The organism is Streptomyces sp. NPDC085524 (genome assembly GCF_044541755.1).
Taxonomy (GTDB): domain Bacteria; phylum Actinomycetota; class Actinomycetes; order Streptomycetales; family Streptomycetaceae; genus Streptomyces.
In genome coordinates this window covers 19,588-31,884 of record NZ_JBITTH010000009.1, presented here as the reverse complement: position 1 = coordinate 31,884, position 12,297 = coordinate 19,588, and the positions used below count along the sequence as shown (strand labels likewise).

The 12,297-nt window shown below is 72.8% G+C and carries 10 protein-coding genes; 4 read left to right on the top strand and 6 right to left on the bottom strand.

Annotated elements, in window-relative coordinates; all coding sequences use genetic code 11:
* Positions 1-65 precede the first annotated feature (65 nt).
* The gene (locus tag ACIGFK_RS15565) at positions 66-827 is read left to right on the top strand and encodes an AraC family transcriptional regulator (protein WP_386462669.1); all 762 of its coding nucleotides are present in this window, start codon (positions 66-68) and stop codon (positions 825-827) included.
* A 105-nt stretch (positions 828-932) separates the two neighbouring features.
* Here the strand turns inward: ACIGFK_RS15565 and ACIGFK_RS15560 are convergent, their stop codons facing one another.
* Positions 933-2,138, bottom strand: coding sequence for a hypothetical protein (locus tag ACIGFK_RS15560; protein ID WP_376654948.1), 1,206 nt, complete (start codon positions 2,136-2,138; stop codon positions 933-935).
* 229 nt (positions 2,139-2,367) lie between these two features.
* Complete coding sequence (locus ACIGFK_RS15555; protein WP_376654949.1) at positions 2,368-4,800, bottom strand: SpoIIE family protein phosphatase; 2,433 nt, start codon at positions 4,798-4,800, stop codon at positions 2,368-2,370.
* A gap of 317 nt (positions 4,801-5,117) precedes the next feature.
* Here ACIGFK_RS15555 and ACIGFK_RS15550 point away from each other — a divergent pair, with 317 nt between their 5' ends.
* A complete protein-coding gene (locus tag ACIGFK_RS15550; protein ID WP_376654950.1) occupies positions 5,118-5,612 on the top strand; it encodes an SRPBCC family protein in 495 nt (164 codons plus the stop codon).
* Between the two features lie 17 nt (positions 5,613-5,629).
* Here the strand turns inward: ACIGFK_RS15550 and ppk2 are convergent, their stop codons facing one another.
* Positions 5,630-6,424, bottom strand: a complete 795-nt coding sequence (gene ppk2, locus ACIGFK_RS15545) for a polyphosphate kinase 2 (protein WP_400052126.1) — start codon at positions 6,422-6,424, stop codon at positions 5,630-5,632.
* Between the two features lie 179 nt (positions 6,425-6,603).
* On the opposite strand from ppk2, the gene ACIGFK_RS15540 reads away from it, so the two are divergent.
* On the top strand, positions 6,604-8,292 hold the full coding sequence (locus tag ACIGFK_RS15540; protein WP_400052124.1) for a GAF domain-containing protein: 1,689 nt from the start codon (positions 6,604-6,606) through the stop codon (positions 8,290-8,292).
* Positions 8,293-8,314: 22 nt separating this feature from the next.
* On the opposite strand, the gene ACIGFK_RS15535 is transcribed toward ACIGFK_RS15540, so the two are convergent.
* The 3 genes from ACIGFK_RS15535 to ACIGFK_RS15525 form a co-directional block, all read right to left on the bottom strand.
* Positions 8,315-8,806, bottom strand: coding sequence for a pyridoxamine 5'-phosphate oxidase family protein (locus ACIGFK_RS15535; protein WP_400052122.1), 492 nt, complete (start codon positions 8,804-8,806; stop codon positions 8,315-8,317).
* Between the two features lie 128 nt (positions 8,807-8,934).
* Positions 8,935-9,261: an STAS domain-containing protein gene (locus tag ACIGFK_RS15530; protein ID WP_376654954.1), complete on the bottom strand. Its 327-nt coding sequence runs from the start codon at positions 9,259-9,261 to the stop codon at positions 8,935-8,937.
* 394 nt (positions 9,262-9,655) lie between these two features.
* Positions 9,656-10,336 carry a helix-turn-helix domain-containing protein gene (locus tag ACIGFK_RS15525; protein ID WP_386462655.1) on the bottom strand — a complete coding sequence of 227 codons (681 nt, stop codon included), beginning with the start codon at positions 10,334-10,336 and terminating at the stop codon, positions 9,656-9,658.
* A 526-nt stretch (positions 10,337-10,862) separates the two neighbouring features.
* Between ACIGFK_RS15525 and ACIGFK_RS15520 the strand changes: the two genes are divergently transcribed.
* Positions 10,863-12,239: a rhodanese-like domain-containing protein gene (locus tag ACIGFK_RS15520; RefSeq protein ID WP_376654956.1), complete on the top strand. Its 1,377-nt coding sequence runs from the start codon at positions 10,863-10,865 to the stop codon at positions 12,237-12,239.
* Positions 12,240-12,297: the final 58 nt, after the last annotated feature.

Genomic DNA, 12,297 nt, shown 5'->3' with positions numbered 1-12,297 from the left:
GACGTCGTGTGCCGACGATCGACAGGCAGCCCGGTCCTTTCGAGTTCCGGCCATAGACTGCTCGCATGCGCAACGTGCCCCTCGCGCGAGTCGACCACCTCCCCGCGCAGGTGCTGCCGATCGCGACCGACTACCCGCCGGACACCCTCCTCGCCTGGCACGAGCACCGGCGGGCGCAGTTCCTGTACGCCGCGACCGGCACGATGCTCGTGGAGACCGACGACGGGGCCTGGACCGTGCCCGGCGAACGCGCGGTGCTCATCCCGCCACGGGTCCGCCACCAGGTACGGATGCTGGACGTGCGGACCTCCAGCCTCTACATCGAGCCGTCCGCCGTTCCGTGGTGGCCCACCGCGTGCCGGGTCGTGGAGGTCCCGCCGCTGTTGCGGGAACTGCTGCTCGCCGCCGCCGACCTGGACGCGGACTACACCGTGGACCGCCGTGACAGCGCGGTGGTCTCGTTGATCCTGCTGGAGACGGCCGAGCTCTCCGAGGTTCCCCTGCACGTGGCCCTCCCCCACCAGCAGCCGTTCTCCGCGCTGTGCCGCGGCTACCTCGCCCGCCCCGACGTGACGGTGACCAACACCGACTGGGCGCGCGCCGCGGCGATGAGCGAACGGATGCTCAGCCGGCGCTTCCGGCAGCTCACGGGGACGAGCCCCGCCGCCTGGCGCTCCCGGGCACGGCTGCTCGCCGCGATCCCCCTCCTGCGCCACAAACCGGTCACCGAAGTCGCCACCCTCCTCGGGTACGCCTCCCCCGCCGCGTTCTCCTACGCGTTCACCCGCGCCTTCGGCGTCCCGCCGTCCTCCATGAGGCGTCTCTGACCGGGAGGCGCCTGGTGTCCGGCCCCACGTCCATCCACCCCGCCGGCCCCCGCCGACGCGGCCCGCACACCGGATCCGGTGTGCGGGGCCTCTCGGTCCTGTCGCTCAGTCCTGCCAGTAGAACAGCAGGGTGTCGACGGGGAGGGGGTCGCGGCTGCCGAAGTAGTACACGCACAGGCCGGTGACCCGGATGCTGCCGGTGGCACCGTCGATCCAGCGGAATCCGGCCTCCTCCAGCGCCCGCCGGGCGGGATGCCCGTCGTCATGGCCCGTGACGAACCGCCCCAGGGTGCTGACGTGGATGTCCTCGTCACCGCACGAGATCACGTGGTAGGTGCCGTCGCCCTGCTGGTGGTGGTCGCCGGCGGAGACCGGCGGGTCAGGGGCGAGACCGGCCGCGGTCAACGCTGCCATCGCGCGCGGGAGTTGGTCGGGCGCCTCCTGGCGGCCGGGCGGCTCGGTGCACAGGGCCTCGAGGAGCCATCGGGGGTCGCTCTGCCGTTCGCACCAGGGGACGTACTCCCGGACGATCGCGCGGCGCAGTTCCTCGTCCAGGCCGTCGACCTCGGTCCGCGGGCTGCCGAGCCGTTCGTCGATCCTGCGGGTCTCCGCAGTGTCCTCGGTGAGCCGGTGCAGGGCGCAGGCGGCCCGCACGGCGGCCTCGGGGGCGGGCTCCTCGCCCAGGAAGGCGCGCAGCCGGTCCGGATCCGTGGCGAGCGACTGGGCGAGGTGGGCGATGCCGCGGTCCGGGTCGGCCAGGTAATGCGTCACGTCCCGCCCCGTACGGTGCCGCGTCCGGAGCGCGAAGCGGCGGTCCTCCGGCCGGTCCTCGCCGAGCTCGGCCAGGACCGCGTCGGCGCCGTGGTGTTCCACCAGGCCGTCGAGACCGGCTTCCCCGATCTCCTGCCACCGCTGCCAGGGCGAGGCCGCGAGGGTGGCCAGGCCGGGGGCGGCGGTTCGGTCGCCGAGCAGCCCACGGGCCTTCAGGACCGCCTCTGCGACGCCGTACGAACCGTCCCCGTGCCGTTCCTCGTCGCGCAGCCAGGGCAGGAGCTCCGTCCGGCCCGCGAGGAGGTCGAGGAGCGCGATGCGCACCTCGGCCGTCTCGTCCTCGTCCCGGATCCGGTCGACGAGGCCGGGCACCCGGGCTTCCGGGACCCGGCCGGCGAGCGCGTGCGTGCAGATCCGTCGGCGCCACCAGGCTTTGCCGGTGTCCAGGACGTAACGGGCGAGGGCGTCGGGGTCGTGGGCGTGCAGGGCGGCGGTGTCGGGCTGCCCCCGCTCCGGTATCAGCGTGTCGATCTTCCGCATCGGGCGATGTTATGTCCCGGGGTCACCCCACGCTCCCGATTTCCCCTTCGGTTCCAACGGCCGTCGCCGGGCACAGGGTTGACCCCATCGAGGACGCCCCTGCAAGGAGAGGGCCCCTTTCCGGAGGAGCCCGCCCGGGGGGACGAGGGGCACGGCACGGCACGCTGCCGTACCGGCGCGCGGGAGCCGCACCCCTCGCGTCGGCGGCTTCACTACGGCGCCCTGTGCGTCAGACGCTCGCCCGGTGCCAGGGGATCTCGGCCCACACCTGCTTGCCTCCGCTGAGCGGCACCGAGCCCCAGGCCATCGTCATCGCCTCGACGATGAGCAGCCCCCGGCCGCCGGTCTCTTCCCAGCTCACCGAGATCGGTTTGACGGGGCTGCGCGGCGACGCGTCGTTCACGGCGATCCGCAGCCGGTCGTCCGACAGGGTCAGATCCATTCCCACTGCGCCTTGCGTGTGGGCGATGGCGTTGGTGACCAGCTCGGACACGACCAGCAGAGCTGCGTCGAGTTCCTCCGCCACTCCCCAGGACCGCAGGGTGCGGGCGGTGAAGCGGCGCGCGTGCATGACCGCGTCGGGCAGCCGCCAGACCGTCCAGTGGCTCCGCATCGGCCGGTCCCGTGTGCCGTCGTAGCGCAGCAACAGCAGGGCGACGTCGTCGTGCCGACGGCCCACGGTGACGACCAACTCGTCGGCGACCCCTCCCACATCGACCGGGTTGGCCGCGGCGAGCACATCGCGCACCCGCCGCATGCCCTTCTCCAGAGGCAGCCTGGCGGACTCGACCAGTCCGTCCGTCAGCAGCATGAGCAGGGTTCCGGGGACCAGCCCCACCTCGGTCATGGGGAATTCGGCTTCCGCGAGCACTCCCAGTGGAGGCCCGCCCTCGACCGCCAACTCCTCGGTGACGCCGCTGGGATGGCGCAGTACCGGCGGCAGATGGCCCGCACGTACGACCTTGGCGATGCCCTCCTCCATGTCCAGGTCCACGTACCCGCAGGTGGCGAACAGATCGGTCTCCATGCCCACGAGCAGCCGGTTGGCCCGCGCGACCACCACATCGGCCGGGTGGCCCTCCACCGCGTAGGCCCTGACTGCCGTACGCATCTGGCCCATGATGGTGGCCGCTGCTGCGCTGTGCCCCTGTACGTCCCCGATGACGAAGGCCACATGGCCGTCACGGAGCGGAATGACGTCATACCAGTCGCCGCCCACTTCGAGTCCCGCCGTCGCGGGGAGATAGCGGGCCACCGCGACCCCGCCCGGCAGCTCCGGGAGCTTGCGGGGCAGCAGGCTGCGCTGGAGCATGCTGGCGAGTTCGTGGCCCGCGTTCAGGGCGCGGGCGCGCACCAGCGCCTGCCCCACCAGCCCCCCTGTCGCGGTCAGCAGCGAGCGCTCCTCCGGTCCGAACCGGTGCTCCGCGTCCCACCCCACCAGACACGCGCCCGTCATCCTGCCCTCGGCGGGCAGCGGCAGCACCGCGAGGCCCCCGGGCCCCACGCCCAGCAAGCCGGGTTCGAGAGCCGCGCCGGGCGGCCACAGGCTCATGTGCCCCTCGCGCAGCGCGCTCTGCAGAGTGGGCAGGTATCCGAGCGGGACGTCGGGCCACACGGACCGCCATTCCGAGCGCCAGACCTCGGGCCAGGCATCGGGCTCCGGCGGGTCGAGGGCGGTGACGATGAGCCGGTCCGGCTCCAGTTCACCGACCGCGACCCGGGAGGCGCCGAGCGGCTCGCGCAGCGCGGCGACCACCAGTCGGCTGACCTCCCGGACGGACGCCGCTCCCGCCAGTGCGGCCGACAGCCGCTGCACGAGGGAGACCTCGTCGGCGCTGGGCCTCAGGTAGGCGGCATCGGCCACCACACCCAGGACGCGCTGCGGAGTGCCCCCGGAGTCCACCTCCACGCGGCACCGCAGACCGAGCCAGCGCAGCTCGCCGTTCGGGCGGCGGATACGGAACGCCAGCTGCTGCCCGTCGGCGACCAGCCGGTCCGGCTCCACGATCGCCATCAAGGCGGGCATGTCGTCGGGGACGGCACAGGCGAGCAGGGTCTCCACCTGCCCGTCGAACCGCTCGGGAGGCAGGCCGAGCAGTTCGAGCACGTGTGCATGGGCCTCCATGCGGCCGGTGCTCAGTTCCAGGATGAATGCGCCGCCCTGATCCGGCACCAGGGACTGTCCCAGATGCACCTGTGGGGCTGCGCGTCCGGCGGAGCGGGCGGCGACCGATTGGAGTCCGGCGGCGACCTGATCGGCGTAGAGCTCCAGGAGGCTGCGCTCGTCGGCGCCGAAGCCGCCCGGCACCTCGCCCGCCACGATCAGGCAACCGAGGTCTTGGTCGCCGTGTCCCAGGGGCAGCGCGCCCAGCGAGGTCCTGGCAGGCGACTCGGGGCCACCGTCCCGGACCCGGGTGGGGACGTGGTGGGGATCGTCCTCGATGAACGTGGCGAGTTCCTCGGGAGCCAGCCAGAGCGGGCGGCCGGAGCGGAAGGCCGTGGCGGCGGGCGAATGGCCGGCCACGGCGAGGACCGCGGGCAGGCCGTAGAGGACACCGAGGTTGCCGGTCAGCTCGGCCAGATGCAGTTCCCTGCCCTGGTCGGCGGCCACGTAGACAGCGGCAAGTTCGGCACCGCAGAACGCAAAGCCATCACTGGTCACTGCCCGTATCGCCTCCTCCCGAGGCATTCCGCCGGCGGCCCTCTCTCCATGCTGTCGCGCCCGGGACCATCCGGGCGAGTCGGAACGCGGGCCGAGGGTGCCGGCGCCGCCCCGCGCCGCGTGGACCGTGCGGCCATGGTCGGACCGGCGGTCGGGCGCGGGGGTCTCATGGGCGAGGTTGGACACGGCAGGCGGCGCTCGTCACTCGTCCGGAGGCCTCGGACTGTCCGGACGCCGGGGTCGACACGACGCTGGAAACCAAGACCATGGGACGCCCGGGTGTGCTCCATGCTGCCCTTCCTCCAGGAGCGTGACGTATGGCCCGGACCCGCCGTCTGATCCTCAGCTCGCCGTCCGAAGTCTGGGACCTGCTGTCCGACGGCCACCGCTACGGGGAATGGGTGACGGGAACCCGGCAGGTCCTCGCCGTGGACCCGCATTGGCCGGACGTCGGCGCACGGCTGAAGGTCCGCGTCGGCATCGGCCCGCTCACCCTCGACGACACCTGCGTCGTCCGCATCTGCGAACCGCTGCACCGCCTGCAACTGGAAGCGAAGGCGGGACCCTTCGGTGCCGCTCGCATCGCCATGCAGCTGCTCCCGTGGGGCGAGCACACCCTCTTCACCCTCGACTGGCACCCCCTCCGGGGCCCCGGCACCCGGATGCACGGCCTCCCCGTGGACTACGTCGTCGCGGTCCGCAACGGCATGATGCTCACGAAGCTGGCCCGGATCGCGGTGAGCGAGCACGCCGTGCGCGGCCCGGGCAGCCCGACGTCCGGAGCCACCGGAACGTCTTCGCCCCGAACGTGACCCGGCACTGCCCCGGCTCACTCCTTCCGGAGTGACGCCGCGTGATCGGGTACGACGGTCTGGAGCTCCTTGGGCGGCCGCTCGTACCCCGTCGACGGGGGCCGGGACGGCAGCACGAGCGGCGGCAGGGCCACGTCCTCGTAGGGGACCGAGGAGAGCAGGTGGGCGATCATGTTCACTCTCGCGCTGCGCTTGTCGTCGCTCTCGACCACGTACCACGGGGCGTCCGCCGTGTCCGTGTGGACCATCATCTGGTCCTTGGCCCGCGAGTACGCCTCCCAGCGCGTGAGGGACTCCAGGTCCATCGGGGAGATCTTCCAGCGCCGCAGCGGATCCTCCGCACGCCGGCGGAAGCGCTCCTCCTGGACCGCGTCGCTGACGGAGAACCAGTACTTGCGGAGCAGGATCCCGTCCTCCACGAGCATCCGCTCGAACGCCGGGCACTGCCGCAGGAAGAGCTGGTGTTCCGCAGGCGTGCAGAAGCCCATGACGTGCTCGACTCCGGCACGGTTGTACCAGCTGCGGTCGAACAGGACGATCTCCCCGGCCGCCGGGAGATGCTCCACGTAGCGCTGGAAGTACCACTGCGTGCGCTCCCGCTCCGTCGGCTTCGGAAGGGCCGCGATGCGTGCCACGCGGGGGTTGAGGTGTTCGGCGACGCGTTTGATCGTGCCCCCTTTGCCCGCGGCGTCGCGGCCCTCGAAGACGACGACCAGCCTGGCCCGCTCCGCGCGCACCCATTCCTGAAGCTTGATCAGCTCCGTCTGGAGTCGCAGCAGTTCAGCCTCGTAGACCACCTTGCCGAGTGTCATGTCCGTACCCTCCCCATCGTCGTCGGGCGCATTGATCAAGTCAGTCACGGCGGGCTTCCGCGCGCAACGATGTCCTCCGGGGCCCGGCGTGTCGATACGCTGACCGCGGGTCGGCCTTCGGGTGGCGGGCGGAGGAGTAGCGCGTGGGTGTGGGGGATCCGTTGACACAGGTGCCGCGGATGCGATTGGACGAACTGCTGGACGAACTCCAGGTGCGCATCGACGAGGTGCGGGGCACCCGCGACCGGGTGCACAGCCTGCTGGAGGCCGTGGTGTCGGTGGGGCGGGAGCTTGATCTCGCCCAGGTGCTGCGGCGCATCGTGGAGGCGGCCGCCCTGCTGGTGGACGCCGAGTACGGCGCCCTGGGCGTGATCGGCCCCGACGGGCGCAGGCTCGCGCAGTTCCTGACCGTGGGGCTCACCGATGACGAGATCGCCGCCATCGGCCCGATGCCGGCCGGCCACGGGCTGCTCGGTGAGGTCATCCACCATCCCGAGCCGCTGCGCCTGACCGATCTCGGAGCGCACTCCTCCTCCCACGGATTTCCGGCCTGTCACCCGCCCATGCGCACCTTCCTCGGCGTGCCGATCCGGGTCCGCGACGAGGTGTTCGGGAACCTCTACCTGACCGACAAGCGGGGCGGGGTCGACTTCGACACCGAGGACGAGACCGTGATCTCCACCCTCTCGGTTGCGGCGGGTGTGGCGATCGACAACGCACGGCTCTACGAGGGGTCGCAGCGCCAGCAGCGATGGCTCAGGGCCAATGCGGAGATCACCGAGAGCCTGCTGTCCGGGAGTTCGCGCCCGGCGGTGCTGGAGCTCATCGCCCGACGCGCCCAGGAGATCACCGCGGCGCGGCTCGCGAACATCGCCGTCCCGGTGGACGGTGCCGACGGCCTGGTGGTGGAGTTCGCGGCCGGTGCGGACCGGGCCGCGTGGCAGGGCCTGCTCATCCCCTTCGAGGGCACGCTCTCCGGGGCCGCGCACCTGTCGGGCAAGCCCGTGACGGCGCTGCACGCCTCGGACGACGGGCGCTACACGGCCGAGGTCGGGACGCAGGGGCGGATCGGTCTGGGACCGGCGGTGGCGGTCCCGCTGGGCACCGGGGGCGGGGGGAGCCGTGGCGTCCTGCTGCTGTCGCGCTCTGCGGGAGATCCGGCGTTCGGCGAGGGCGAGCTGGAGCCGCTCGTCGCCTTCGCGGGTCAGGCCGCGATCGCTCTGGAGCTGGCTGAGCGGCGTCGGGACGCCGAGCAGATAGCCATCCTGGAGGAGCGTGACCGGATCGCCCGCGACCTGCACGATCTGGCCATCCAGCGGCTCTTCGCCACCGGCATGACGTTGCAGAGCGCGGCCCGGCTCGTGGAACACGAAGGGGCTGCCGAGCGGGTCGGCCGGGCGGTGGACGACCTGGACGAGACCATCAAGATCATCCGCTCGACGATCTTCGGGCTCCGCACCAAGGACCGCGAGAGCGGACCCGGGCTGCGGGCCCGCACCGCACGCGCCGTCGGCGACGCGGCCCTCTCGCTCGGCCACCCGCCGCACCTGAGCATGGAGGGACTCCTCGACACCGACGTGCCTCCGCAGATCGCCGACCACGTGGTGGCGGTGCTGGGCGAGCTCCTCAGCAACGCCGCCCGTCATGCGCAGGCGACCCAGGTCGCGGTGACCCTCAAGGCCGGGCAGAGCGAGATCGCGCTGACCGTCTCGGACAACGGTACGGGCGTTCCGCCGCAGGGGCGCAGGAGCGGCCTGCGCAACCTCGACGAGCGGGCCCGGAGCGTGGGCGGGACCTTCACCGTCGAGGCTCCCGAAGAGGGTGGCAGCAGGCTCGTGTGGCGGGCGCCGCTCGCCCGCAGCAGCTGAGGGCGACGGCACGGGGGCGGAGTCAGCCGCGGATCGCCGGGGCCGGCGGCGGTGCGGCCTCAAGCCGGAATCCGGTGACGAGATCGGGGCGGATCCGCAAGGTACCGGCCATGGGCCGGCCCACCCAGGGGCGCAGCAGATCCGCGTACCGGTCGGTGTCCTCGGCGTCGGAGACCGGGCGTGCGTAGCCGGTGACGACGACGCTCCAGCCGAGGTGGGTGTCGGGGTCGATGGCATCCGCTTCGTACGCCACGACCACGCCGGGGCCATCGGCGGGTGCCGCCAGTGAGGCCAGCGCCCCGCCTTCGTGGATCCGGATGATGACGTCCTCGCCTTCGACGAGGTGGTTCACCGGTCGGACGGCGGGCAGCGCGTGCTGCGTGAAGACGATGCGCCCCAGCGACACCGTGGCGAGGAGCCCCAAGGCCTCGTCCCTGTCCAGCTCCCGCATGTGCCGGGCGGTCGTCGTGCCGCCGGTCCGGTCGGCGGGTCGCCGTACGCCTTCGTGGTCCATGGTGCGCACCTTCGTCCGGCCCCTCCCGGTCGTGACGGTTTCCGTTCCCTCAGCCTCCCTCTCGCTCCACCAGTGGGACCAGGGCCGAACGGTCCCCTTCCGCGCCCCGGGCCCGGACGGCGCCGTGCTCACGAGGCGACGAGCGTCAGGTCGCGGTCGGCGGCGAGTACCCGGATGGATTTGACCACCAAGGGCGGTACGTCGCACAGGAAGAGCCGCGTTCCCGCCGCACGGCAGTGGTGGTTGAAACGGGTGAGGAGGTCGATGCCCGCGCTGTCGCAGAAGGACAGGCCGTACAGGTCCATGACGATGTTCCGGTGGCCGGATCCGGCGAATTCGCGCAGGCGTGGCGCCACGCGCCCGGCCGTGTAGAAGTCGAGCTCTCCGGCCAGGGCGATCCTCAGCCCGCGGTCGTCCCGTGCCACGGTCTTCAGGTCGATCAAAGCGGTCGTCATGACGTCCTCCGCGCTGCGTGCGGCTCCGTGGAGTCGCGCCGTTCCCGTTGCGCCATCAGTTCATCGGGTGCCGCGCACGCCGGGAATGGCCCGGCAGGCCCTGCGGACAGGGCCGAAGGTCCCTTTCCCCAGGGCCTGCCGGTACCTGCCGGTGCCTGCCGGTGCCTGCCTCCGGGAGCCGGGCCGCCCGACGAGGTGGACGGCGACGGGGTGAGCGCGTGCCGTGAGCTGCGCTCACGGATGCCCGGGCGCCGCCGGGATCCACCTTCCTCGGGCCGGGCAGGCACGCGAAAGGGCCGAGGGTCCCTCCCCGAGGGCCTGTCCTCCCTTCCCGGGCGCACCCGGGCAGCGCGCACCCTGCCGGCCTCGGCCGACTCCACGGCTCGCAGCGGGCTCAGCGCCGGATCACCCGGCGTCCGGTGATCCGTACCGCCGTGACCTTCATCCAATGGGTCCGCGGACCACCGCCCCAGGGCAGGGAGTACGCGACGGCGTCGAGCCTGCCGAGCTCCTCGGCGTCCGTGACGCCCTCCGCCCCGCCCACGGCCATGACGCTCCAGCCCAGCCGTGTGACGTCGTCGACGTGGTCGACCTCGAAGGCCACCTCCGTCCCGGCGGCCCGTGCGAGCACCGCGTCGCCCGAGGTCCGGAAGGCGATGTCGCGGCCCGCCACCACGTAGTTGACCGGGAAGATCGCCGGGCCGTCCGGGGTGAAGACCGCGATCCTGCCGACGCCGTGCGTGGACAGCAGCCGCCGGCACTCGCCGTCGGACAGGTCGACCATCTCGGCGTCCAGCGCGGCCGTTCCCCTGCCGGGCGGGTACTCCGCCGTCGCGCCGGAGAGCTCGGCGGTGGTCGTCCCCAGCGCGTCGGCGAGGCGCAGGAGGGAGCCGATCTCCGGTGCTGCCGCGTGTTCCTCCAGGTAGGTGATGTACGCGCCGTCGGTCCCGCAGCGCTCACCCAATTGGTCACGGGTGAGGCCGAGTTCCTCGCGGCGCATGGCGATCCGCCGCCCGAGGTCGGTGCGTCCGGCCGGCGCCTCCGCGGCGCCCGGTCCGTGCTGGGTCCTGCTCATCGTCTTGACGTCCTCTCGGTGTCACGGCCGCGCGGGCGGGCGGGACGGTGGCCACGTCGTGCCGTGGTCCCCGGGCGCGACCTCGAGCGCGCCGGTGCCGGCGGCACGGGGTACACGTCGCCCAGCCCGTCGGCGATGTCGTCGGCCGGCTGCGCCCGTTCCACGTGCTCGGCCGGCCGTTCGGGTTCTACGTCCGCACGGCCGCCGCATCCGTGTCCGGGTTCCACCGCCAGGCTCACCCGGGCCCGGCCGCCCGCGTATGGGCCGGTCGGTCCCCCGACGGGGCCTGTCGGCCCCTGCCGGCCCTCCCGCGCGATGCGACGGCGGGAACCGGATCCCCCCGCACGCGAGCCGGGCTGGACGGCCGTCGTGCCCAGGCCCGGGGAAGCCGTCCTGGTCCGACCCGGGCCGGCGCGCAGTGCGCCGGGAACGGCCCCGGATCCCGGTCGAAAATACCCCCGGGGGTACTAGTGTTACGCTCGAACACATACCCCCGGGGGTAATTCTCACGAGAAGGAGCGAGAGCGTGTTCTTCATCGACACCCTTGAACTGGAAGGGCTCGGCAACCGCAGCTACCTGGCGGGCGGCACCCACACGGCCGTGGCGGTGGATCCGCCGCGCGACGTCGACCAGGTGCTCGCCCTGGCGGCCCGGCGCGGGGTGCGGATCTCGCACGTCGTGGAGACGCACGTCCACAACGACTACGTATCCGGCGGCCTGGAGCTGGCCCGCCTCACCGGCGCGGTCCACCACGTGCCCGCCGCGGCCCGGGTGTCCTTCGCCCGTACTCCCGTCCATGACGGCGACACCTTCACCGTGGACGCGGGAATCACGCTGCGGGCCCTGGCCACTCCCGGCCACACCCCGCACCACACCTCCTACGTGCTGGAGGAACACGGAGCAGCCGTCGCCGTCTTCACCGGCGGTTCCCTGCTGATCGGTACGGTCGGACGGCCGGACCTGGTCGAGCCCCGCCTGACCGAGGAACTGGCCCGCGCCCAGCACGCCTCCGCGCACCGGCTGGCCGGTGAACTGCCGGACGACACCGCGGTCCTCCCCACCCACGGGTTCGGCAGCTTCTGCTCCTCCGCGCAGGCCGACGGGGACTCCACCACCATCGGCAAGGAGAAGGCGGGCAACGACGCCCTCGTCCAGGACGTCGACGCCTTCGTGGCCGCCCTGCTGGCCGGGCTCGACGACGTGCCCGCCTACTACGCCCACATGGGCCCGGCGAACGCCGCGGGTCCGGCTCCGGTCGACCTCACCGCGCCTCCGGTGGCGGACGCCGCCGGCATCGCCGCCCGTCTGGCCGCCGGAGAGTGGGTGGTCGACCTGCGCAACCGCATCGCGTTCGCCCAGGGGCACGTGGCCGGGTCGTTCAACTTCGAGGCCGACGGGAAGCTGGCGACCTACCTGGCGTGGCTGATCCCCTGGGGCAAGCCCGTCACGCTCCTCGCGCAATCCCCCGAGCAGCTCGCGAAGGCCCAGCGGGAACTGGCCCGCGTCGGCATCGACCGCCCCGCCGCCGCTGCCACCGGTGATCCTGCCGAGTGGATCTCCGCGGACGAAGAGCTGCGGAGCTTCCCGCGGGCCACGTTCGCCGACCTGGCGGCCCTGGGCGCCTCCGAGCACCGGATCGTGCTGGACGTGCGGCGGGACTCCGAACGCGCGGACGGCTGGATCAAGGGCTCGGTGCACATCCCGATCCACCAGCTCCACCGGCGCCAGGGCGAGGTGCCGGCCGGTGTCGTCTGGGTCCACTGCGCGGGCGGAATGCGCGCGGGGATCGCCGCCTCCCTGCTCGACGCCGCCGGCCGCGACGTCGTGGCCGTCGACGACTCCTTCGACGCCGCCCGCGGCGCGGGCCTGCCGATGGCCACCGGACCCGGTTCCCGCGGCTGACGGCCGGATGACAGCCGGATGACCGCCCCCCTCCCCGATCCCGAAGAGAGAAGGACCC